Here is a 22,086-nt window from a genome sequence, read left to right on the forward strand (position 1 = left end):
GTAAGTCAGAGTGATCATCGCGGCGCAGTAGCCAGATGGAATGGTGTCCNGATGGATGCTCGCAGAGGTGGTTACGGCCTTGGACATCTTGCGGAGACGTGCATCGTGCACATTGATCGAGAACTGGCCGTCCTTGAACTGGGGGAACGTGTCACTTGTTGAATTATTGACAAGCCCAGAGGGCGCGCGGGGTGTGCGCGTCCTCGCGTCCGCATCCCCCTCCCGCACGCCTACTGATTGATACGCATAATGTATATTATGTTAAATAGAAGAGCAGCCAATATAACGGGATACTTCAGGAGCAACCAAACCCAAGAGGAATCCAGATGATGCCCCTCTACCTCAAATACCTCATTACTGCTGCGCTGGTCGTTCTGATCTCGGAAGTTGCCCGGCACAGCGATCGACTGGGCGCCCTGATCGGTGCCTTGCCACTGGTAACCCTGCTTGCCATGTTCTGGCTCTACATGGGAAATCAGCCTTCTGAGAAAATCGGCAACCACGCCTGGTACACCTTCTGGTACGTGATCCCGACGCTGCCCATGTTTGCCCTGTTTCCGTTCATGCTGGATCGTTGGGGTTTTCTCGCTTCCATGGGCTGCAGTGTGCTGCTTACGGTTGGCTGCTTCGTGGTGCTCGGTCTATTGGTCCGCCCTTTCGGCATCGAGATCTGGTAGCACCAGACTTAACCCCGGCGTTCCCCCAGCCACCGATAGGCAACCGGCACCACCAGCATATTCAGTGCTGTAGAGCTGATCAGCCCCCAGAGAATCACCACCGCCATGGGCGCCTGGATTTCACTGCCGGGCTCCCCGCCGGCCATGGCCAGCGGCACCAGGGCCAGTGCCGTGGCCAGTGCCGTCATCAGGATAGGTACCAGACGTTCTTCGGCACCCTGACGGATGGCCTTTTCTAGGTCCAGCTTATGCTCGCTCATCAGTCGGCGGATGTGGTCGATCAGGATGACCCCGTTGCGGGTGGCGATACCGAACAGGGTGATAAAGCCGATCACCACCGCAATATTGATAATGCCTTCCGTCAGCCAGACCCCCACGACCCCGCCAATCAGCGCCAGGGGCAGGTTGATCATCACCAGGCCGGCATCCCTGGCAGAGCCGAATGCCGTCATCAGCAGCAGGAAGATACCGGCAACCACCACGGCGCCTAGGAGCATTAGGCGGGTATTGGCCGCCTGGGCGCTTTCAAACTGACCGCCGAAGTCCAGATGGTAGCGGGTGGGCAATTCCAGCTGCTCGTCCAGAATCACGCGGATATCCTCAACCACGCTGATCAGGTCGCGCTCCGCCACATTGGCCATGACCACCAGGTTCCGTTGCACATTTTCACGGCTGATGGTGTTGGCTCCCCGGCTCTGCCGAATCTCTGCCAACGCCTCAAACGGCAGAACGGAGCCATCCGGCAGGTTGATCAGTGTCTGCCGCAACGATTCGATATCCTGGCCTGCCGACTCGGGTAGCCTCACAACCAGATCAAAACTGGCCAGTCCTTCGCGAATCTGGCCGGCGGTAATGCCGGTAAAGGCGCCCTCCAGCAATTCCGCCGCTTCGGCGGCGGTAACGCCATAGTTGCCCATGGCAGCACGATCAAAACGCACTGTCACAAAGGGAATCTCGCTTTGCTGATCCATGGCCACATCCACCGCTCCGGGCACCTGTTTGACCAGAGCCTCGGTTTGCTTGCCCAGTCGACGCAATTCATACAGGTCTTCGCCGAACAATTTGATGGCGATATTGGCGCGAGTACCGGACAGCATGTGATCAATCCGGTGGGAAATGGGCTGGCCAATGACAATATTGACGCCCCGAATGGCGGAGAAATCGTGGCGTAACGCCTCAAGCAGGGCTTCCTTGCTACGCTTACCCATGACCAGCGAGGCCTCGATTTCCGACGCAAACACCTGCTGGGCATGAGGGTCCAGCTCTGCCCTGCCCGTCCTGCGCGCCGTGGTACGTACCTCGGGCTGAGCCAGCAGGATTTTCTCCACCCGGCTGCCAATCTGGTCGGACATTGCCAGGGAGGTGCCAGGTAGGGTCACAGCGCTGACCGTCAGGCTGCCTTCGTTGAAGGCCGGCAGGAAGGCACGGCCGGCAAAAGCCAGCGAGCCCAGCGACACCACCAGTAAAATCACAGCGCCGCCGAGCACTAACTTCGGGCTGCCAAGTGCCTTGTCCAGCCAAGTGCGATAGTGGGCTTTCAGCCAGATGATAAAGCGGGTGTCATGGCCGCTATCGATGGCCTTCGAGCCGGGCAGCCAGAACAGACACAACACTGGCGTCACGGTCAGCGCCACCAGTAGCGAGGCGCCCAGAGCGACCACATAGGCAAGGCCCAGGGGCGCCAGCAGACGCCCTTCCACCCCGGCCAGGAAGAAGATCGGCAGGAACACCAGAATGATGATCAGGGTAGCAAAGACAATGGAGCCTTCGATTTCCCGGGTGGCCTTGAAAATCACCTGCAAGGCCCGGTCCCGGTCAGTGCCGGCCTGTTTGTTCTCGCGCAGCCGGCGGATGATGTTTTCCACCACGATGATGGCGTCATCCACCAGCGCCCCCAGCGCGATGGCCATGCCGCCCAGGGTCATGGTGTTGATGGTGCCGCCCATCCAGCGGATCACCAGGATCGCCACCAGCAATGACAGCGGGATCGCCAGCAAGGCAATGACGGTGGCCCTGCCGCTCAGCAGGAAGGCAAACATGATCACCACCACCAGGATGGCCCCGTCACGCAGCGCCTTGCTGAGGTTGGACACAGCCGTATTGATGAAATCGGCCTGCCGGAACACCCGGGTCTCGATCACCATGCCATCCGGCAGGGAGTCCTGCAGATCTGCCAGTACGGTATCGAGCTTCCCGGTTAGCGCCAGGGTGTTGGCGTTGGGCTGTTTCTGAATGCCGATGACCACCGCGGCATCTCCTTTATAGGCTGCCGTGCCCCGGCGCGGTGCCGGGCCAATGCTGACCTGGGCCAGGTCCCGGACCAGCACCGGCATGCCATCACGGCGTGTGACCACCGACGCCCCTACCGCCTCCAGGTCCCGAGCCCGGCCCAGTCCCTGGATAAGAAATTCCTGGTTGTTGTGGGTGATGAAACCCGCCGCCGCATTGCGGCTGGCATCACGCACCGCATCGGCCAGCTCAGTGAGGGTCACCTCGTAAGCTGCCAGCCGTTCGGGATTGGCGATCACCTGAAATTGACGGGTTTCCCCGCCAAAGGGAATCACCTCGGCGACCCCGGGCACGGCGAGCAGGCGGCGGCGAATGGTCCAGTCGGCGGCGGTTTTCAGGGTCATTTCGTCATGGACAGACGAATGCAGGGCAATAAACAGGATTTCACCCATCACCGAGGACACCGGCGCCAGTTGGGGCGGCGGCAGGTCCGGTGGCAGGCTGGACATGGCCCCCTGCAGTTTTTCGGAGACGATCTGGCGGGCCAGATAGATGTCCGTGCCCCACTCGAATTCGACAATCACCACGCTGTTGCCCACACCGGTATTGGAGCGCACCCGGCGCACCCCAACCGCGCCGTTCATGGCGCTCTCGATGGGGATGGTGACCAGCGCTTCCACATCCTCCGGCGGCATGCCATGGGCTTCCGCCACAATGGTCACCGAAGGCGCAGTGAGATCCGGGAACACATCAATGGGCGTTTTCAGCGCCGCCCAGCCACCCCACAACAGCAGGCCAAGCGATGTCGCCAGCACCAGCAAACGGTTGTGCAGCGACCAGCGAATTATCTGATCTATCATGAGCAATCCTGGGGCGGTAAGGGCTTAGTGGGCGTGACCGTGGCCGATGTCGTCGCCACCACTGGCAGCCAGACGAACGGACCAGGCACCTTGGGAGACAACCCGCTCCCCGGCACTCAGCCCGGAAACGATTTCTATCCAGTCACCATCGACGATGCCGGTTTGCACTTCCCGCCGGGCGAAGGTTTCGCCGCCACTGTGGACGAACACCACCTGGCGGCCGCCATCGTCCACCAGGGCACTGCGGGGCACTGCCAGCCGCGGCTCTGCGGAGCGGGTGAAGAGATGGGCAGCAAACCGGCTGCCCACCAAATCCGGCCCGGTTTCTCTCGGGTATTCCAGGGTCACCGAGGCCGTGCGGCTTTTCGGTTCCACCGATGCACTGACCTGCACCACACGGGCACCGGTGGTGCTGTCCAGAATCTGTGTTCCCGTTACCGGGTGGTCAAACCAGGCGCCACTAGTGGCATGGAGCTGAGCGGCATAATGCTCCGGCACACGCACCTGCAACCAACGCCGTGTGGGCGTGGCAATGCGGAAGACGCGCTCGCCGGCGCGCACGAAGGCCCCGGGCCGGGCCTGCACCTCAATGACTTCGCCGGACACCGGGGCGCGCAGCACCAGCCCGGATGCCTCGGCACCCGTCTGTGTCTGTGTCAAACGGGACTGTGCCGCCTGGAATTCCGCCTGGGCGACCCGTAGGCTTTGCTGCGCCTCGTCCAGCCGACGGCGAGGGATCGCGCCTTGTTCAAACAGCGGCGTTAACCGTTTTACGTCGGCCTTGGCCAGCGCCAATGCGCTGCGAGCCCGCTCAAAGGCAACCCGCGATTCCCCCAGGTCGGCACCGTTACCGAGACGGGGAATCAGGTAACCCAATATCTCCCCGGCTTCCACCAGTTGCCCGGCCTTGGCCAGATTCTGGCTGGAAAAATAGCCATCGCCGGGGGCAGGAATATCCGCCCCGCCATCGGCAGGCGCCATGACGGTGGCAAAACCGGGCGCCGACGGTCTCATGGGACGTGGCTTGGCGGGCACAGAGGCAAAATCCGATTGCCACTGCTGCTCTTTCTGGAAACTGATTTCCCCTTCCACGGCAGCCTGGTTGACGCTCACCGCCGCCGCATCAGCAAATACTGTCACCGGCCCCAATTCGTGGGTGACCTTGCCGTTGCCGGTATGGAGTATCACGGCAAGATCGAAATCTCCCGCCGATTTGGGCGTCACCACCGGTGTAAAAAGCCCGTCGCGGGTGGGGCTGCTGACCCGGAAGCCGGCCACGATGTCACCATCCCGGCGCAGCACCACATCCACCCTGCCCTCGGTCACCGGCTGGTGATCTGCCAGGCGCGTAAAGTGCGCAATAAACCGGGAGGGCTGGCCTGCCACCAGTGCCGGGAATTCAACGAACAATTCGCTGACGTCGGTGTAGTGGGTATAGGACAGCTCGGCACGATGCCCGGCATCGCCGTTGCCGGGCTGGGGGCTGTCGCAGCCCACCAGCGCCAGCATCAGGATGCCAAGAACACAGGACTTAGTGCGCATGATGGCCGTCGTCGCCATGGGCGTGACCGTGGTCATCGGTTTGCGGGCTCGCTTCCAGGGTCTCTTCGGAAGCGGTGGCATCGCTGGTTTGCTCATCGGAAGCTGTGTCTGTGGAGGCTGCGTCTTCTCCCGGATAGAACGCTTCAGTTTCCGGCGCGCTATCGTGGGCATGTTCTCCGTCATGGGCATGAGCAGCATCGCCCTCGTGGGCGTGGCCATGATCGCCGTCATGGTCCTGCCCACAGGCGGCCAGTACCGCAAACAGGCCAGCCAGCACTACCGGACGCCAGATGCCGTTGATTTTTTGCATGGTTATTTCCCCGTCAGTTGTTGCCATTGGATGTAAGCTTGTCGTGCAGCCAGAGCGTGCTCCAGCCTGCGTTCCTGTAATTCATAATCCGCGCGGTAGGCATCCAGCAGTGCCATGATGCTGATTTCACCGGCGTTGTAGGCAGCGCGGGCAGTGGTCACCAAGGCGCCCTCCTCGCTGGCATCGCTGTCATCGCCATGGCGGGCCAAGGTTTCACTGGCGCGTTTATTTGCCTGGAACTGCTCGATATACGCAGTGTGCTGCGCCTGCAATTGCTGAACCGCAAGTTGACGTTCCGCTTCCAGCAAGTCGGCCCGGGAACGGCTTGCCGCCGCCTTGTGCTTGCCATTAGTGCCGATGGGCAGCTCCATGCCCAATGCCACCACATGGCCGTCGGTTTCGAAGCCCGGCTCATCCACGTCCTTGCGGCCCAGGCTCAATGTCATGTCCGGCCAGCGCTGGCGGCCCGCCGCCGTGGCCTGGGTACTGGCGCGGCTGATCTGGGCATCGTAGACAGCAATCAAGGGGTGTAACGCCAGTGCATCCTCTTCTGAAGCAGCAATGTCGTTTCGGGGCAAAAGTGCCCCCTCAAGAGAGGAAACATCTGCGCCAGTGAGCACTTCAAGGCGGCCTTTTTCCGCCTGGAGATGACTGGCCAGCTGCAGGCGACGACCCGCATAAATGGCCACTTCCCGGCCAATGCGCATGGCGTCATAGCGTGAGGCATCCCCGGCTTCCGCCCGGGCCTGAATAGAGCTACTGAGTTGATTCAGGTCGCTATACAACGCATCAAGCCGGGCATAGTGCTGTTCCGCCATCAGTGCCTGATAAAATGCCGCCCGGGTATGCGCCACTCTTTCGCTTTTTAACAGGGTGGTCCGGGCGGCCTCGGCATCCACATGGTGGCGCGCTGCAGCCCGCTCCAGGCGTTTAATACCCGCCAGATTAAAGCGTTGGCTCAGCGACAGGGTGGTTTCGCGGCTTTCCCCGCCGGGCACATCCAGACTTTCGCGCTCATAGCTGATCTCGGGGTTGAACCAGCGACCGGTAGCGCGGCTTTCCCCTTGTGCTTGTTGCTCTCTGGCGGACAGGGTTTGCTGAAAGGTGCTGTTACGTAATGCCTGCTTGACGGCATCACCCTCGCTCAAGGCCAGCACCGGTGTCGAGAAAGCCAGCAGGAGCCCGGCAGTACTAATAGCCAGCAGCGGCATGATTCGCATCTCAGGCTCCCAGCCAGCTCAGCAGTGTCTCGATGGCATGGTGCTGAACCAGCACGGCAACCAGCATGGCAGGCAGTACCATCAGGCATGCCCATTCAAACAAACGGCCTGTCACGGGATCTACTTGATGGGGCGTGATCAGTCGCTGGATGCGGGCCTGGGTGTCCCCGCTTTTTACTGACTGTGCCCCTTGCAAGTGAAATTGCTGAAGACTCAGTACCCGCAGCAGCGTTTCTGCCACATCGAATCGATTGAAGCGCTGGGTTACGGCATCGTCGGCCGCTTCTTCCAGTGCATTCTCCCACACCGCCCGCAGACGCTTTGCCAAGGGTGGAATAAAAAGCGCCAGAAGCAGCATCACCAGACGATTTCGGCGCGGGTCGCCGTGGCGCAAATGCGCGCTTTCGTGGGCCAGCACAATGCGTCGCTGATGAGGGTTCAGGTTTCTGAGCAAACCGGAGGAAAGGAGCACCGCTGGCTCACTGCCACCCACTGCCAGCGCCACTGCACGCGTGTCCTGCAAACGACGGAATCTACCCTGCCCATTGGACAGTTTTATCAGTGCCTGCAGCCGCTGCTGCAACCGCCGTTCCGTTAGCAGCGTGCGGACCAGGGAGCCCATGACCACAACGAGGGCCAGCAAGGCAACCACACCCTGCCAGACCGGTAGTGCACCCTGTTCGGCGGAATTCAGACAAGCATGAATATGGTCATGGCTATGGGCGCCACAATGGCTGGCTATCCATTCCGAAGACGGGAACAAGTTCGCCGCCAAGATGGCCGCCATCATCACCAGTGGCAGCAAGACAGCGGACGACGCCACCATCAGGACTCGCTGCTGACGTATCCGGGGAGCGATGCCTTTAGGAGTCAGCCGCTTTGCGGTTACCGCCCCGAGAAGCTGGCTGAGCAACCAGCCGAGCATGGCAGCAGGCAAGACGGTATCAAGCATCACCATGGCGGTCATTGCTTGCCTCCAGACTGGGCCCGGCGTGCACGGATCTCCTCTTCCAGAAGCGCCAGATCCTCATCCGCCAAGGATTCTGTGGCCTGCACAAAAGCCGAAATAGAGGCTGCGCCATCAAGCTGAAACCGGCCCATCACATCACTGATCATGTTGGCAATGAGACTGTCCCGCTCAACAATCGCCGTGTAGTGATACGCGTAACCCTGCTTCTCACGGGTGAGCAGCTGTTTCTTGTAGAGACGATCCAGAGTGGACTGCACCGTATTGACGGAAATCCCCCGCTCCGCACCAATTACGGCGTGCACAGACTTGGGTGACAGGCCGGGATTTTCCCAGAGCAGATTCAGGACAGTCAGTTCGAGCTCTCCCAGCGCGGGAACGGGATGTGATGCTGGTGGGGTGTGTTTTTTCATTAGGAAGGTGCTAATCCAGCGATGCAGTGATATGAACAGTAACGAGCATAAAACCGAGCGTCAATCGGCTTTATGCTCGTCGCTCTATAATTTTTGGCTCCAAGTCGCAATATCGACGAGGCAATAAGCACTTTTTGTTGAGCTCTGTCGAACTGAGGATCGCATTACAAAGTCGTCGAAATCATAAGCACTATGTGTTGAGAAACATCTGTAAGTTATTGATATTTAACATCCCAATATTATCTAACTGCTAGGGTGCCCAAGCATTGCCCCGTCGCATGATGGATCGTTAATCGTTGCTGCAAGCTGTGCCGCCGTCCATGGCGTGGCCCATACTCGTTTATCCCCGTTTGCAGATCTGACACTGTCAGAACGCAATGGTTGGCATCTCCTTATCCATTGTTGCGGTTGTGCTCAAACCGGTAGGTAAGATTCAGCTGCAGCCGTGGCGCTTCGCTGCGATCCCCTGCCTGATTGTCGCGCATGCCGTAGGCGAACTCGGCTCCGTAACTGAGATGGTCGTCGTGTTGGCGAACCAGGCTAAGGGTGCCGTAGCGAGTGCGGCGCATGGCATCCGCCGGCAGCTCCCTGTCGTTTTCCAGGGTGATCTCTCCGCCGACCAGAGTCAGAGTGCAGTCCGGTCGGAACCGCCATTGCCCGGCCAGATAACCGCCCTGGGCCAGTAGCGGCTCCAGTCCTCTGTCAGCAAAGACATAGCCATCCATGCCCCCATCGCCGAAGCCGGACAGGTCATTGTAGTAATGGGCCATGGCCTCGCCGTAGCTGGCGCTGGCAAGTAGCGTGACCGTGTCAGCCAGGGCCAGTGTGCCACTGACTACACCCCCGGTAGCGCTGGCAAATTGCTGGTCTCCATCAGCGAATTCCACCCCGATTTCCCGGTGCACCAGCCCTACTCGTCCATGGCCGCGGCCATGGGGCTGGGTCCAGGCGGCGATGACGTCGGGGCGGCGACCGCTGGCACTGCTCAGATTCTCCGGGTCATACACTTCCGGATTGGGATCTTCCAGCGCCAGGGTGAGATGCTCGCCCTGCCAACGCACCCCTGTCTGACGGGCAAAGATGGCACTGTTTGGCCCCTGGGAATCCAGGGTCAGCGGCCAGGCGGTGCCGTCCAGCAAGGCGGTATAACCATAGCCGGCACGCAGGGCACCGTATTCGAAATAGAAATCGCGCACCCGCAATTCATAACCGTCAACGCTACCGAACAGATCCATGGCAAACACGGCTTGGGCACCACCGCCCTCTCCTATCCGCACGCCAAGCTGGCTGTTTTTTCCGTGAAGCTCAACGTTTTGCTGGTGGGTGTCGCCGGCAGGGATGGTGCTGGGGATCAACAGATCGTTGAGGCCCGCATTCTTGTCATCGTAGATGGCGTCCACGCTGACCTTGCCGAAGACGGCGAAGCTGGGCCACTGCGGATCATTGGACCGGGGACGGGTTGGCGCATCCTGGCTGAGGCTGGCCTTGAGCTGATTCAGCTCCTGCTGCAGACGACGGATTTCAGCTTCGGTGGTATCCGCACAAAGGCCCGCCGAGACCAGAGCGCTGGTGCTGAAAGCCGTCGTCCAGATGGTGGTTCGCACCCTGGACATGACAATCTCTCCTGAAGTCCACCGGATCACGGTGGGCGTTCAATGTTTTGCTTCAACGTCCCGGGCTTCCGTGCCTTGTGGGCTGTCCGGGGCGGTAAAACACGAAAGGCGCGGAGGATACGGATCTCAATCGCGGTTCGCTACTAGACGAAATGTTTATTTCGGCAAAATCTTGTTTGGGCGGACGGATGGAATGCAGGTTTTTGCGGGATGGGTCGTCAAGGAACCGGCCTGTCGCCGAACCCGACGATGTCGGCGCGACGGCAGGCAGTTTTCTGTCAGCGGTCTATTACTTGCTCAAATAACGCATGGCCTTTTCCAGGCCTTCGATGGTGAGCGGGTACATCTTGTGTTCACTGAGCTGCTTGATCCATTGGGTGGAGGTCGTCATCTGCCAGGCCCGCTCCGGTTCCGGGTTGAGCCAGGCCACTTTCTCGTAGGTTTCCATGACGCGCTGGAACCAGACGGCCCCGGCCTCCTCGTTCCAGTGCTCCACGCTACCGCCCACGGAATTGACTTCGTAGGGACTCATGGCCGCATCACCGACAAAAATCACCTTGTAGTCGCTGCCGTACTTGTGCAGCACGTCCCAGGTGGAAATCTTCTCGTCCCAGCGACGGCGGTTGTCCTTCCACACATATTCATAAATGAAGTTGTGGAAGTAGAAATACTCCATGTGCTTGAACTCCAGCCGGGCGGCGGAGAACAGCTCTTCGCAGAGTTTGATATAGGGGTCCATGGAGCCGCCCACATCAAAGAAGATCAGCACTTTGACCCGGTTTTCCTTCTGCGGACGCATCTTGATGTCGAGCAGACCCGCATTGCGCGCAGTGGAGCGGATGGTGTCATCCATATCCAGCTCTTCTTCGCGCCCGGTGCGGGCAAACTTGCGCAAACGACGCAGGGCCAGCTTGATGTTGCGCGTGCCCAGTTCCACGGAATCGTCCAGGTTGCGGAATTCACGCTTTTCCCAGACTTTCACCGCCCGCTTGTTGCGGGACGGGCCGACCATGCGCACGCCCTCCGGGTTGGCGCCATAGCCGCCAAACGGGCTGGTGCCACCGGTACCGACCCACTTGTTGCCGCCCTGGTGCCGTTTTTCCTGCTCTTCGAGCCGCTTGCGCAGCTCGTCCATGATTTTTTCCAGGCTACCCAGGCCCTTGAGTTTCTCGAACTCTTCCGGGCTCAGGTTCTTCTCCAGCTCCTTGCGCAGCCACTCATCCGGAATCACCTTGTTGAGCCAGTCCGGCTCCAGGTTTTCCAGCCCTTCGAAGTAATTGGCAAAGGCCTGATCGAAGCGGTCATAGAACTTTTCGTCCTTGACCATCACCGCCCGGCTGAGCAAGTAGAAATCCTCAACAGAGCCGAAGGCAACATGGGCCTGCAGGGCATCAAAGAGGTCCAGCAGCTCACGCAGGGTCACCGGGACCCGGTAGCGGCGCAGATTTTCGAAGAAACCAATCAGCATAATCAGTCAGCGCTGCGGTTAGCTTTCGCGACGGTTCATGAACGCCAGGCGCTCAAGCAGCTGGACGTCCGACTCGTTTTTCAGCAACGCGCCATAAAGCGGCGGCACGGCACTCTTGGTATCCCGGTTACGCAGGATATCCGCCGGAATATCGTCGGCCATGAGTAGCTTGAGCCAATCGATCAGCTCACTGGTGGACGGCTTCTTCTTCAGCCCGGGCACCTTGCGCAGGTCGAAGAAGATTTCCAGGGCCTCGGTGACCAGGTTCTTTTTGATCTCCGGGAAATGCACATCCACGATGGCCTGCATGGTCTGGGCATCGGGGAAATTGATGTAATGGAAGAAGCAGCGGCGCAGGAAGGCGTCGGGCAGCTCCTTCTCGTTGTTGGAGGTGATGATCACGATCGGGCGCTGCTCGGCGCGGATGGTTTCCCCGGTCTCGTAGACGAAGAACTCCATGCGATCCAGTTCCTGCAGCAGGTCGTTGGGGAACTCGATGTCGGCCTTGTCGATCTCGTCGATCAACAGCACCACCTGCCCTTCATGGGTAAAGGCTTCCCACAGCTTGCCTTTTTTCAGGTAGTTGGACACATCTTCCACCCCTTTGGCGCCGAGCTGGGAGTCACGCAGGCGCGACACCGCATCGTACTCGTACAGGCCTTGCTGGGCCTTGGTGGTAGATTTGATATTCCAGGACAGCAGCGGCAGGCCCAGGGACTCGGCCACCTGTTCTGCCAACAGGGTCTTGCCGGTACCCGGCTCACCCTTGATCAGCAACGGGCGCTTGAGGGCGATCGCTGCGTTAACGGCCATTTTCAGGTCGTCGGTGGCCACATATTGGTCAGTACCCTGAAACTGCATGAAACTCTCCACACTAAACAGTTAATCGAACGGGTGAACGGGCGGCACACTCTACCAGCGCCCCGAAGACGTCGCCAGTTACCAGCAGGCCAATCCCCTTTCAACGCAGGAGCCGGCCTGCAGGCGATATGACAGAGGGGCAATTTAGCAAGGCTGCCACCACCCGCAAAGGGCGAGAACAGCCAAGTAAACAGCGATTTACGTCACTATGCGGTGAGGAATTGAGGGCGGATTAGCGCCCAGGCTGTGCCATAATCCGCCCCATGAACCTGCTGCTGCTACACCCTCATCAATATCTTCACGACAATCTCTGGTGCCTGGACGAGCGCCAGGGTCGTCATGTGCGCGATATTCTGGGTTTGGCAGAGGGAGACACTTTCCGGGCCGGCATTCTCGATGGCGGCGTGGGAATGGCACGGGTAGAGTCAATTAAAAACAATGAGATAACGGTTTTATTTAATGTAGAGTCTCATTCGACCCCTGCCCCATCGCTTTCCCTTTTGCTGGCCCTGCCCCGGCCAAAGATGCTCAAACGCATCCTAATCGACGCCACCAGTCTGGGCATCAAACGTATTGTGCTGATCAATAGCTGGAAGGTGGACAAGAGCTACTGGCAAACCCCGAATCTGAAGGCCGGCCTGCTGCGGGAAAAGATGCTGCTCGGGCTGGAACAGGCCCGGGACACGTCCCTGCCCGACCTTATTCTCGCGCCGCGTTTCAAACCCTTCGTGGAAGATGAGCTGGACCGCTGGGCCGGGCCCGGCCGGCGCCTGCTTGCCCATCCCGGCGACTTCCCGGCCATGCCCTGTGATCTGAGTGAGCCTGTCACTCTGGCCATCGGCCCGGAGGGTGGCTGGACTGACTACGAAGTGGAAATGCTGCAGCGGCAGGGATTTGCCTGCCACAGCTTCGGGACGCGAATTCTCAGAGTGGAGACTGCGCTGCCCGCGCTGGTCGGACGCTTGATGAGGCTGCCGTAGAACAATAGTGACGAGTCACGAGGAGCGAGTTACGAAAAGCGAACCCTGAGTACGGGCCCCGGATTTTCAAGACTCGCTTCTCGTAACTCGATACGTCTGCTTGGCGCCTTGAGCGGCGCTCCTGCAGAGTGACTGCCTAGCGCCGGTAAGGGCCGCGGGCCTTGCGGGGCGGTTTGCTGCCGGTACGCTGATGGCGCAGGCGGGCACGGCCGTAGAGGCCGGTGTATTTCTTGCCCTTCAGCTCCACCTTGCCGATCAGGGCCTGGATTTGCTCGGCTTCCAGCTCCATCCAGCGACCCTGGCGCAGCTGTGGCGGCAGTGTCAGATCGCCAAAGCGAATTCGCATCAGTCGGGCCACATCCAGATCCTGGGACTGGAACAGACGGCGCACTTCCCGGTATTTACCCCCGGTCAGCGTCACCTTGTACCAGTGGTTGGCGCCCTCTTCCGCGCCGCCGGCATCTTCGATGCTGTCGAATTTGGACACACCATCTTCGAGCAACACGCCATCGAGCATGGCCTGGCGCTTTTCCGGGGTCATGCCGCCACGGACGCGCACTGCGTACTCACGGACGAAGCCATTGGACGGGTGCATCAGGCGATGCGCCAACTCCCCGTCGGTGGTGAACAGCAGAAGCCCGGTGGTATTGATGTCCAGACGCCCTACCTGCACCCAGCGCATGCCCTGCAGGCGTGGCAGATTATCAAACACCGTGGGGCGTCCTTCCGGATCGTTGCGCGAACACACTTCGCCGGGTGGCTTGTGGTACATGATCACGCGCTGAACAATGTCTTCTTCCGGCTTCACTTTAATAATCCTGCCATCCACACGTAGGGTGTCGTCATTGCCAACCCTGTCACCCAGGGTTGCCACTGTGCCGTTCACCGAAACCCGGCCATCGGCAATCCATTTTTCCAGCTCCCGACGGGAGCCAAGGCCGGCTCGCGCCAGCACTTTCTGCAATTTTTCAGTCTCACTCATGACGGGTCTGGCTGTCCTCTGCATTCTCGTTCGCAGCGGCATCGGTGCCGTCAGCGTCATTATCGGGGTCATTGTCAGCCGGTTCTGCCTGGTCGGCCGCAGCGTCTTCAGCCGGGCTCTCCGAATCATCCCTGTCTACAGACGGTTTGCGGCGGAACTCCTGCTCAAAGCTGCTCAGCACCGAATCCACCTTGTCCATGCTCATCAGGGTGGCGTCGTCAATTTCCGGTTCCTGCTCGAGCCCCGGGAAAGCCTCCTGATCGCCCGGCAGCCGGGCTTCGCGTTCGTCTTCCAGCATGCCATGGCCGTCCTCCCCTTCCGGCGCCTCGTCCATATCTCCGGGGCCCGCATTGGCGGGAGGTACATCGCTGAGGGCCAGCTCCTCGTTGATCTTGTCCAGATCGCGAATCTCTGACAGCGGGGGCAGGTCTTCCAGGCTCTTCAGGTCAAAGTAGTCGAGAAACTGTTTGGTGGTGGCAAACATGGCCGGCCGGCCCGGCACATCCTGGTGGCCCACCACGCGTACCCAGTTTCGCTCCAGCAAACTCTTGACGATATGCGAGCTTACCGAAACACCACGAATTTCTTCGATTTCGCCACGGGTGATGGGCTGGCGATAGGCAATCAGTGCCAGGGTTTCCAGTATCGCCCGACTGTATCGCGGCGGCTTCTCCTGCCACAGCCGGCTGACCCACTGCCCCAGTTCCGGGCGAGCCTGAAAACGGAAACCGGAGGCCACTTCCTTCAGAAAGATGCCGCGGTCTGCATAGGCCGCATCGATATCTTCCAGGTATTTACCCAGATCCTGCTTGCTGGGACGATCCTCCTCGTCAAACAGGGACAGGATGGCATCCCGGTCCAGCGGGCCTTCCGCCACCAGGATGGCGGCCTCAATAATTTTTTTTATCTGCTCAGCTTCCACGCTTACCCCTTGGTTCCGTCATGGGTATCGGTTTCATCATCCACGCCGTCATCGGGTTCGTCTTCCAGTTCCAGTTGAGCCAGCACGTCGGATTCTTCCAGCACCAGGGTCTTCGCCTTCACATGTATCGGGGCAAAAGGCCCGTTTTGGACCAGCTCGATCAGGCTGCCTTTAACCAGCTCCAGGGTGGCCAGGAATGTGACCACCACACCCAGGCGCCCTTCTTCCGGGTTAAACAACTCCACGAAAGGCACAAAATCGCGGCCCTTGAGTTTGTCCAGGACGTTGGCCATTCGCTCCCGGGTCGACAGCTTCTCGCGGGACACCTGGTGGCTCTCGAACATATCCGCCCGGTGCATCACCTCTTTCAGGGCCAACAGCAGCTCGCGCATATCCACGTCCGGCTGCGCCTTTTCGCGGGTAAACTCCGGGCGCTTTGCTTCGGCGGGGAAGATATCCCTTTCCAGCCTTGGCAGCTCGTCAATGTCTTCTGCAGCCTGCTTGAAACGCTCGTATTCCTGCAGACGGCGAATCAACTCAGCCCGCGGGTCGTGCTCTTCATCCTCCTCGTCATCCTTCTGACGGGGCAGCAGCATCCGCGACTTGATCTCACCGAGCATGGCGGCCATCACCAGGTATTCCGCCGCCAACTCGAAGTTCATCGCCTTCATCAGCTCCACGTATTCCATGTACTGGGTGGTAATGGTGGAGACGGGAATATCGAGAATGTCCAGGTTCTGGCGCTTGATCAGGTACAGCAGCAGATCCAGCGGGCCTTCGAACGCTTCCAGGAAGACTTCCAGTGCATCCGGCGGAATGTACAGATCGTCCGGCAGCTTGGTGATGGCCTTGCCATACATCAGGCCAAACGGCATCTCAGCCTGGCTGGGATGCAGCGGCTTCATGACGGGTGTGGCTGTGGGTTCTGCCGGTTCAGTCATGTCTCTCTCCCGAGTGCGCAGCTGCGCCTCAGCGGTAATTGAGCCCCATGGCGGCACGGACTTCTTCCAGGGTGGCGCGGGCAGCCTCGCGGGCTTCTTCGCAACCTTCAGCGACCAGGGTGCGGACCAGATCCGGGTTGCGCAGGTGTTCTTCGGCGCGCTTGCGGATCGGTTCCAGCTCTTCCTGAACCGCTTCGATGACCGGCTTCTTGCAGTCCAGACAACCGATACCGGCACTGGTGCAGCCCTCTTTCACCCACTGACGGGTGTTGTCATCGGAATAGACCATATGGAACTGCCATACCGGGCAGTTATCCGGGTTGCCCGGGTCGGTACGGCGAACCCGGGCCGGGTCGGTCGGCATGCGACGAATCTTGCTGTCGATATCCGCCTCTTCCTCACGCATGGTGATGAAGTTGCCGTAGGACTTGGACATTTTCTGCCCATCCAGGCCGGGCATCTTGGAGGCCGGTGTCAGCAGGGCCTGGGGTTCCGGCAGGATCACCTTGCCGCCACCCTCCAGATCGCCCATCAACCGTTCCTTGTCACCCAGGGTGATATTCTGCTGGCTTTCCACCAGGGCGCGGGCGGTTTCCAGGGAGGCTTCATCGCCTTTTTCCTGGTACTGACGACGGTGTGTCAGGTAGACCTTTGCCTGTTTCTTGCCCATTTTCTTGATGGCGGCATCCACGGCTTCCTCGAAGCCCGGCTCACGGCCATAGAGGTGATTGAAACGGCGCGCCACTTCCCGCGTGAGCTCCACATGGGCCACCTGATCAGCACCGACCGGTACCTGACCGGCCCGGTAAGCCAGAATGTCGGCGGATTGCAGCAGCGGATAGCCCAGAAACCCATAGGTGCTGAGGTCTTTCTCGCGCAGCTTTTCCTGCTGATCTTTATAGGTAGGCACCCGTTCCAGCCAGGACAGGGGTGTCATCATGGACAGCAACAGATGCAACTCTGCGTGCTCCGGTACCTGACTCTGGATAAACAGGGTGGCGGAACCGGGGTTCACACCGGCGGCCAGCCAGTCGATCACCAGATCCCAGACGTGCTGTTCGATCTTGTGCGGGTTTTCGTATTCGGTGGTGAGTCCGTGCCAGTCTGCCACGAAGAAAAAGCACTCGTACTCGTGCTGCAGACGCGCCCAGTTCTTCAGCACGCCATGGTAATGACCCAGATGCAGACGGCCGGTGGCGCGCATGCCTGAAACAACTCGCTGGGAGGGAACCACGGAACTCAAAGCCTACTCCTTAACAAACCCGACGGTCCGTGCGCTGCCACTGGCAAGGCACGGAGGAAAGCCCGGGATTATACGGTGAACCGGGCCATCAGGGACAGTGGCAAGCGGGCTCTTTACGGCAGTCCGGGCAAAAGATAACCAGTCGCGGCGGAGATCAGTAAATACTGTCCACCGGTCCCGCCCCTTCGCGCACCACTTCGGGGCCATCGCCATCGGCCAGCGAGATGACGGTGGTTTCGGTGACACCACAGAAGCCCCCGTCAATGACCAGGTCCACCTGCCCCTGCAGGAAATCACGGACATCCTGGGGATCGGTGAGAGGAAATTCATCATTGGGCAGATGGCAGGTCGAGGTCATGATCGGCTCGCCATGCTCGGCCAGCAACGCCTGGCAGATGGGATGATCCGGCACCCGGATACCGATATTGCGCTTCTTCGGGTCCATCAGCCGCCGTGGCACCTCGGTAGTGCCCTTGAGAATGAAGGTATAGGGGCCCGGCGTGTGGGACTTGAGCAAACGGTAATCCGGGTTTTCCACCTTGGCATAGATGGCCAGCGCGGACAGGTCATGACACAACAGGGTGAACTGGTGCTTCTTGTCCAGCTGCCGCAGGCGGATCAGTCGGTCCAGAGCATTTTTTTCACCGATGCCACAGCCCAGTGCATAGGTGGTATCCGTCGGGTAGGCGATCAGCCCGCCGTTGCGAATCACATCCACAGCTTGCCGGATAAGGCGAGGCTGGGGTGTTTCAGGATGGATATAGAGGATTTCGGTCATAAGTAAGCAGTTAACAGTGAACAGTTAAAAGTGAATAGCGAAAACCCAAAGATTAGTAGCATCAAAAGCCTGCAAAAATGCTAACAGTGAACTTTAAGAAACAGCGGCAACACATTGTTTTAGCTGTTAACTGTTCACTATTAACTGTTAGCTCAAGCCAGCCTCCCTTCCCACACCGGCCTGGCCCCCTTCGGCACCGGCGGCAATCGCCCCAGGGCCAGCCATTTCTGCTCTGGTGAGTGAAAGTCCGACCCGGCGGACACCTGCAAATCAAAGTGCTGCCAGCACTCATCCAGCAACGCGGTCTGTTGCGGGGACAGTCCCGGCATGGCGACTTCCAGGCCATCGCCGCCGGCCTCCTTGAAGCTGGCAAGAAACTGGCGCAGTTTCTTGCGGGTCATGCCATAGGCTTGCGGGTGGGCCAGCACCGCCGAGCCTCCTGCGGCATGGATATCCGCAATGGCCTCATGCAGCGAACACCAGGGCGTTGCCACAAACGCGGATTGGCCCTGCTTGAGGTAACGGTTAAAGGCATGTCGCTGGTTGCGCACCCTGCCCGCCTCTTCCAGAAACCGGGCAAACAAGGGGCGACCCGGGGCATCGGTGCCTGCCAGCTCGCAGGTGCGTTCATAGCTATTGGCCAGCGTGGCAGCCCGGTCCAGACGACGGCCTATCTCCCGGGCACGATTGACCCGTGCGGCCTGCTGGGCAGCCACCCTTTCCTGCAGCTGGGCGCAATCGGTATCCAGCCATAGCCCCAACACATGATACTCACGGTTTTCGTGTCGCACGGACAGCTCGATCCCGTTCACCAGCCTGATGCCATGCTGGCGAGCAGCCTCATCCGCCTCCGGCAGTCCTGCCAGAGTATCGTGGTCGGTCAGAGCCAGGCAGGTCACTCCGTAGTCTGCAGCCCTCGACACCAGCGCTGCAGGGCTTAGAATACCGTCGGACGCCGTGCTGTGACTGTGCAAGTCGATTGTATGGTTACAGGAGATAGCCAGATCCTCTCAGGGTTCTTGATGTTTCTGCTATGACGCCAAATCCGCCAAATGGCCCGGCAAGGCCGGCGGATCACTGGGCCAAGGCGCAGGGTAGCATTTTTGTCCCCGTTACCGGCATTTTTAACGGCGCCAGGCCGCCCCCATCGATCAAACGGAATCAGCAATGACCGACAGCGATACCCCCGAACAGACCCGCAAACCCACTGCGCCGGCGAAACAGGAAAGCCTGCTGGCCAATCTGCTGATCAACATCATCATTCCTGCCCTGATCCTGGCGAAACTCTCCGGGGACGACTGGCTGGGCACCAAATGGGCCATTGTGGTCGCATTGGCGTTCCCCCTGCTCTATGGCCTGCGGGACTTTCTCAAGACCGGCAGGGCCAATTTTTTCTCCGGGCTCGGCATTATCAGCATTCTGCTGACCGGTGGCATCAGCCTGATGGAGCTGGACGCCAAATACATTGCGATCAAGGAAGCAGCCATTCCGGCCCTGCTGGGTTTTGCGACGATTGTATCCCTGCGCACGCGTTGGCCATTGGTGAAAACGTTCCTCTACAACGACAAGGTGCTCGATACCGAGAAAATTGCGTCCCGACTGGCCGAGAACAATAGCGTGTCCGCCTTCGAGCAAACCCTGAAACAGGCCTCCTGGATGGTGGCAGCCTCGTTTTTTCTGTCCTCGGTGCTGAATTACTTCCTGGCCATGCTGATACTGACCAGCCCTCCCGGCACCGAAGCCTTCAACGCTGAACTCGGCAAGATGACAGCCCTGAGTTACCCGGTTATTGTCTTGCCTTCCATGATTGTACTGATCCTCGCCATGGTCTTTCTGTTTCGCCGCATCGGCAAACTCACCGGCCTGAAGCTGGAAGAGATCATGGCCGCACACCACCGCTAACCCCCAAACGAAAGAGCGAAACCATGCTGTACGCGATTATCAGTGAGGATGTGGCCAATTCCCTTCCCTTGCGCAAACAGGCCCGGGCGGACCACCTGGCCCGCCTGGAAAGCCTGAAAGAACAAGGGCGGCTTATTCTCGCCGGCCCGCACCCGGCCATCGACAGTAACGATCCCGGCGACGCCGGTTTTACCGGATCGCTGGTCGTGGCCGAATTCCCGTCCCTGGAAGCGGCCCAGCAATGGGCTGATGCGGACCCCTACATTGCTGCCGGTGTGTATGCCGGCGTCACGGTAAAACCGTTCAAGAAGGTGCTGCCCTGAGCTGATGGCGGGCAGATTGCCATTTTTTACAAAGACACCACGGCCCACAGCGCGAAATGTGATTATGGTAGCGCCGCAACCCTGATGACTTCTTTAGACTGCGCGGCCTGATACGAAGGAGTAATGACCCCCATGCTCGCAAGACTGGTTTGTTTCCTGGCAATAATGGTAGCCAGCCATACGGCGGTTGCCTCGACTGCCTGGGTGGATGACAGTATTTATGTGCCCATTCGCTCATCCGCCAACCCGGCTGGACGAATCCTGCACCGGGGTATCAAGAGCGGTACCCGCATTGAGTTTCTCGGTTTTGACGGGGACTGGGCGAAGATCCGCTACAAGGACATTGAAGGCTACATCGGCAAGCAATACCTGAGCCAGAGCCCCACCGCCGAGATCCTGCTGGAACGGGCCAATCAGGCCAGCGAACAGGCCAAGGCGGAAGCGGCCAAACTGCGGACCCAGCTGGCAGAGCTAAAAGGTCAGCACCAGGCCCTTTCCGAACAGTCATCCGAACTGAAGAATGCCCTCAGCGCCCGCAGTAATGAACTGGAGCAACTGCAGGACGTGGCCTCGGATCCGATCCGCCTGGACCAGGCCAACCGTCGCCTCAACGAGGAGCTGAGCCTGCTTCGATCCGAGCTGGATCAGGTCAAGGGCGAGAATGTGATGCTCCGCAACAACAATACCTCCCAGCAATGGATCACCGGGGTCGGCATTCTGCTGCTTGGCCTGATTGCCGGCATGATCATGCGCTCCCGTTCCGGGCGCCGTCGCAATAGTGGCTGGGCCAACTGACCCTGCCCCCGCAATCCTGATAAAGGCCATGCCATACCCGCATGGCCTTTTTTATGCATAAACGGTCCAACACCCTGTATTTTCGGCAAAAATGACCGAAACGGACACGGGACATGCCCACAGCCTTTGGGTAGCATGCGTGTTTACCCTGATATTGATGACGACAGTTATGACTCTCTGGCACAAGATTCGTGGCGCACTGGCCCTGCTGGGCATCCTGGTCAACACCCTGCTTCTCTGCCTGCCGCTTTACTTTTTTGCCCTGCTGCGCCTGGTCCTGCGCGGGGAAAAAGCCCAGGTGGTGTTGTCTAGAATCCTGGTGTTCATCGCCGAAACCTGGATCGGCATCAATAACGCCATTATCGGCCTGACCAGTCAGGTGAAATGGAACATCACTGGCATGGAGAGCCTGGACCGGGATCAATGGTACCTGGTCACCTGCAACCACCAGTCCTGGGCCGATATTCTCGTGCTGCAGCGCATTTCCAACCGCCGTATTCCGTTCCTGAAGTTTTTCCTCAAGCAGGAACTGATCAAGGTCCCCCTGCTGGGACTGGCCTGGTGGGCGCTGGACTTCCCCTTTATGAAGCGCTTCAGCAAGGCGGAAATTGAAAAGAACCCGTCGCTGAAGGGCAAGGACCTGGAAACCACCCGCAAGGCCTGCGAGAAATTTGCCTACTTTCCCACCTCGGTGATGAACTTTTTTGAAGGCACCCGCTTCGACGCGGAAAAACATGCCAAGCAACAATCCCCCTATAAACACCTGCTCAAACCCAAGGCCGGCGGCGCCGCCTTTACCCTCAATGCCATGTCAGGACATTTGCGAAATTTGCTTGATGTGACCATTATTTACCCCCCGGAGGCTCCTCGCTCTCTACTGGCTTTTCTCGGCGGCGCCATGAACGACATCGACGTGATCGTTCAACAGCGTGTTATTCCTGCCTGGGCCTCGGAAGGCGACTATGAATCGGACCCGGAATTCCGCGCCCGATTCCAGCAATGGATTGGCGAGCTCTGGGCGGAAAAGGATGCCTTACTGACTTCGAAAATGGACCGATAA

At 59.4% G+C, this 22,086-nt stretch carries 21 protein-coding genes; 6 read left to right on the forward strand and 15 right to left on the reverse strand.

The window, feature by feature from the left end; translation table 11 throughout:
- Nucleotides 1–326 precede the first annotated feature (326 nt).
- Nucleotides 327–677 (forward strand): DUF3147 family protein, encoded by a 351-nt coding sequence (locus tag A3714_RS03495; protein ID WP_197463358.1) that lies wholly within the window; start codon nucleotides 327–329, stop codon nucleotides 675–677.
- 8 nt (nucleotides 678–685) lie between these two features.
- Here A3714_RS03495 and A3714_RS03500 read toward each other — a convergent pair whose 3' ends face one another.
- The 9 genes from A3714_RS03500 to A3714_RS03540 form a co-directional block, all read right to left on the reverse strand.
- Complete coding sequence (locus tag A3714_RS03500) at nucleotides 686–3,766, reverse strand: efflux RND transporter permease subunit (protein ID WP_063525778.1); 3,081 nt, start codon at nucleotides 3,764–3,766, stop codon at nucleotides 686–688.
- A gap of 24 nt (nucleotides 3,767–3,790) precedes the next feature.
- Nucleotides 3,791–5,326 (reverse strand): efflux RND transporter periplasmic adaptor subunit, encoded by a 1,536-nt coding sequence (locus tag A3714_RS03505; RefSeq protein ID WP_197463359.1) that lies wholly within the window; start codon nucleotides 5,324–5,326, stop codon nucleotides 3,791–3,793.
- Nucleotides 5,298–5,618: a hypothetical protein gene (locus A3714_RS17910; RefSeq protein WP_063509240.1), complete on the reverse strand. Its 321-nt coding sequence runs from the start codon at nucleotides 5,616–5,618 to the stop codon at nucleotides 5,298–5,300. Before A3714_RS17910 ends, A3714_RS03505 begins: the two co-directional genes overlap by 29 nt.
- Before the next feature lie 2 nt (nucleotides 5,619–5,620).
- Nucleotides 5,621–6,838 carry a TolC family protein gene (locus A3714_RS03515; RefSeq protein WP_063508174.1) on the reverse strand — a complete coding sequence of 406 codons (1,218 nt, stop codon included), beginning with the start codon at nucleotides 6,836–6,838 and terminating at the stop codon, nucleotides 5,621–5,623.
- Between the two features lies 1 nt (nucleotide 6,839).
- Complete coding sequence (locus A3714_RS03520) at nucleotides 6,840–7,805, reverse strand: M56 family metallopeptidase (protein ID WP_063508173.1); 966 nt, start codon at nucleotides 7,803–7,805, stop codon at nucleotides 6,840–6,842.
- Nucleotides 7,802–8,218, reverse strand: coding sequence for a BlaI/MecI/CopY family transcriptional regulator (locus tag A3714_RS03525; RefSeq protein ID WP_063508172.1), 417 nt, complete (start codon nucleotides 8,216–8,218; stop codon nucleotides 7,802–7,804). The genes A3714_RS03520 and A3714_RS03525 overlap by 4 nt, the downstream gene beginning before the upstream one ends.
- Before the next feature lie 392 nt (nucleotides 8,219–8,610).
- A complete protein-coding gene (locus A3714_RS03530) occupies nucleotides 8,611–9,831 on the reverse strand; it encodes a hypothetical protein (protein WP_063508171.1) in 1,221 nt (406 codons plus the stop codon).
- A 289-nt stretch (nucleotides 9,832–10,120) separates the two neighbouring features.
- Nucleotides 10,121–11,299 (reverse strand): VWA domain-containing protein, encoded by a 1,179-nt coding sequence (locus A3714_RS03535; RefSeq protein WP_062816019.1) that lies wholly within the window; start codon nucleotides 11,297–11,299, stop codon nucleotides 10,121–10,123.
- Between the two features lie 18 nt (nucleotides 11,300–11,317).
- On the reverse strand, nucleotides 11,318–12,160 hold the full coding sequence (locus tag A3714_RS03540; RefSeq protein ID WP_063508170.1) for a MoxR family ATPase: 843 nt from the start codon (nucleotides 12,158–12,160) through the stop codon (nucleotides 11,318–11,320).
- Nucleotides 12,161–12,423: 263 nt separating this feature from the next.
- Here A3714_RS03540 and A3714_RS03545 point away from each other — a divergent pair, with 263 nt between their 5' ends.
- A complete protein-coding gene (locus A3714_RS03545; RefSeq protein ID WP_063508169.1) occupies nucleotides 12,424–13,140 on the forward strand; it encodes a 16S rRNA (uracil(1498)-N(3))-methyltransferase in 717 nt (238 codons plus the stop codon).
- Nucleotides 13,141–13,276: 136 nt separating this feature from the next.
- On the opposite strand, the gene rluB is transcribed toward A3714_RS03545, so the two are convergent.
- The 6 genes from rluB to A3714_RS03575 form a co-directional block, all read right to left on the reverse strand.
- Nucleotides 13,277–14,122, reverse strand: coding sequence for a 23S rRNA pseudouridine(2605) synthase RluB (gene rluB, locus A3714_RS03550; protein WP_062816022.1), 846 nt, complete (start codon nucleotides 14,120–14,122; stop codon nucleotides 13,277–13,279).
- The gene (scpB, locus tag A3714_RS03555) at nucleotides 14,115–15,044 is read right to left on the reverse strand and encodes an SMC-Scp complex subunit ScpB (RefSeq protein WP_063508168.1); all 930 of its coding nucleotides are present in this window, start codon (nucleotides 15,042–15,044) and stop codon (nucleotides 14,115–14,117) included. Before scpB ends, rluB begins: the two co-directional genes overlap by 8 nt.
- Before the next feature lie 2 nt (nucleotides 15,045–15,046).
- On the reverse strand, nucleotides 15,047–15,985 hold the full coding sequence (locus A3714_RS03560) for a ScpA family protein (protein ID WP_063508167.1): 939 nt from the start codon (nucleotides 15,983–15,985) through the stop codon (nucleotides 15,047–15,049).
- A gap of 28 nt (nucleotides 15,986–16,013) precedes the next feature.
- Nucleotides 16,014–17,228, reverse strand: coding sequence for a tryptophan--tRNA ligase (locus tag A3714_RS03565; protein ID WP_082810788.1), 1,215 nt, complete (start codon nucleotides 17,226–17,228; stop codon nucleotides 16,014–16,016).
- A 154-nt stretch (nucleotides 17,229–17,382) separates the two neighbouring features.
- On the reverse strand, nucleotides 17,383–18,006 hold the full coding sequence (locus A3714_RS03570; RefSeq protein ID WP_063509324.1) for an L-threonylcarbamoyladenylate synthase: 624 nt from the start codon (nucleotides 18,004–18,006) through the stop codon (nucleotides 17,383–17,385).
- 152 nt (nucleotides 18,007–18,158) lie between these two features.
- Nucleotides 18,159–18,980, reverse strand: coding sequence for a PHP domain-containing protein (locus A3714_RS03575; RefSeq protein WP_255361690.1), 822 nt, complete (start codon nucleotides 18,978–18,980; stop codon nucleotides 18,159–18,161).
- Nucleotides 18,981–19,173: 193 nt separating this feature from the next.
- Here A3714_RS03575 and A3714_RS03580 point away from each other — a divergent pair, with 193 nt between their 5' ends.
- The 4 genes from A3714_RS03580 to A3714_RS03595 all read left to right on the forward strand — a co-directional run bounded on the left by A3714_RS03580 (nucleotide 19,174) and on the right by A3714_RS03595 (nucleotide 22,086).
- Nucleotides 19,174–19,908: a VC0807 family protein gene (locus A3714_RS03580; RefSeq protein WP_062816028.1), complete on the forward strand. Its 735-nt coding sequence runs from the start codon at nucleotides 19,174–19,176 to the stop codon at nucleotides 19,906–19,908.
- A 23-nt stretch (nucleotides 19,909–19,931) separates the two neighbouring features.
- Nucleotides 19,932–20,231: a YciI family protein gene (locus tag A3714_RS03585; protein ID WP_062816029.1), complete on the forward strand. Its 300-nt coding sequence runs from the start codon at nucleotides 19,932–19,934 to the stop codon at nucleotides 20,229–20,231.
- Between the two features lie 132 nt (nucleotides 20,232–20,363).
- Entirely contained in the window at nucleotides 20,364–21,026 is a 663-nt protein-coding gene (locus A3714_RS03590) for a TIGR04211 family SH3 domain-containing protein (RefSeq protein ID WP_063509333.1), read from the forward strand.
- Nucleotides 21,027–21,195: 169 nt separating this feature from the next.
- Complete coding sequence (locus tag A3714_RS03595; protein WP_063509326.1) at nucleotides 21,196–22,086, forward strand: acyltransferase; 891 nt, start codon at nucleotides 21,196–21,198, stop codon at nucleotides 22,084–22,086.

Origin of the sequence: Alcanivorax sp. HI0007 (assembly GCF_001635525.1) — a bacterium.
In the GTDB taxonomy this organism is placed as follows: Bacteria; Pseudomonadota; Gammaproteobacteria; order Pseudomonadales; family Alcanivoracaceae; genus Alcanivorax.

What these genes read in the sequence shown, in the direction of transcription:
- A3714_RS03495 (WP_197463358.1), top strand. Translation starts at nt 327, where the DNA reads ATGATGCCCCTCTACCTCAAATACCTCATTACTGCTGCGCTGGTCGTT.
- A3714_RS03500 (WP_063525778.1), bottom strand. Translation starts at nt 3,766, where the DNA reads ATGATAGATCAGATAATTCGCTGGTCGCTGCACAACCGTTTGCTGGTG.
- A3714_RS03505 (WP_197463359.1), bottom strand. Translation starts at nt 5,326, where the DNA reads ATGGCGACGACGGCCATCATGCGCACTAAGTCCTGTGTTCTTGGCATC.
- A3714_RS17910 (WP_063509240.1), bottom strand. Translation starts at nt 5,618, where the DNA reads ATGCAAAAAATCAACGGCATCTGGCGTCCGGTAGTGCTGGCTGGCCTG.
- A3714_RS03515 (WP_063508174.1), bottom strand. Translation starts at nt 6,838, where the DNA reads ATGCGAATCATGCCGCTGCTGGCTATTAGTACTGCCGGGCTCCTGCTG.
- A3714_RS03520 (WP_063508173.1), bottom strand. Translation starts at nt 7,805, where the DNA reads ATGACCGCCATGGTGATGCTTGATACCGTCTTGCCTGCTGCCATGCTC.
- A3714_RS03525 (WP_063508172.1), bottom strand. Translation starts at nt 8,218, where the DNA reads ATGAAAAAACACACCCCACCAGCATCACATCCCGTTCCCGCGCTGGGA.
- A3714_RS03530 (WP_063508171.1), bottom strand. Translation starts at nt 9,831, where the DNA reads ATGTCCAGGGTGCGAACCACCATCTGGACGACGGCTTTCAGCACCAGC.
- A3714_RS03535 (WP_062816019.1), bottom strand. Translation starts at nt 11,299, where the DNA reads ATGCTGATTGGTTTCTTCGAAAATCTGCGCCGCTACCGGGTCCCGGTG.
- A3714_RS03540 (WP_063508170.1), bottom strand. Translation starts at nt 12,160, where the DNA reads ATGCAGTTTCAGGGTACTGACCAATATGTGGCCACCGACGACCTGAAA.
- A3714_RS03545 (WP_063508169.1), top strand. Translation starts at nt 12,424, where the DNA reads ATGAACCTGCTGCTGCTACACCCTCATCAATATCTTCACGACAATCTC.
- rluB (WP_062816022.1), bottom strand. Translation starts at nt 14,122, where the DNA reads ATGAGTGAGACTGAAAAATTGCAGAAAGTGCTGGCGCGAGCCGGCCTT.
- A3714_RS03560 (WP_063508167.1), bottom strand. Translation starts at nt 15,985, where the DNA reads ATGACTGAACCGGCAGAACCCACAGCCACACCCGTCATGAAGCCGCTG.
- A3714_RS03570 (WP_063509324.1), bottom strand. Translation starts at nt 18,006, where the DNA reads ATGACCGAAATCCTCTATATCCATCCTGAAACACCCCAGCCTCGCCTT.
- A3714_RS03580 (WP_062816028.1), top strand. Translation starts at nt 19,174, where the DNA reads ATGACCGACAGCGATACCCCCGAACAGACCCGCAAACCCACTGCGCCG.
- A3714_RS03585 (WP_062816029.1), top strand. Translation starts at nt 19,932, where the DNA reads ATGCTGTACGCGATTATCAGTGAGGATGTGGCCAATTCCCTTCCCTTG.
- A3714_RS03590 (WP_063509333.1), top strand. Translation starts at nt 20,364, where the DNA reads ATGCTCGCAAGACTGGTTTGTTTCCTGGCAATAATGGTAGCCAGCCAT.
- A3714_RS03595 (WP_063509326.1), top strand. Translation starts at nt 21,196, where the DNA reads ATGACTCTCTGGCACAAGATTCGTGGCGCACTGGCCCTGCTGGGCATC.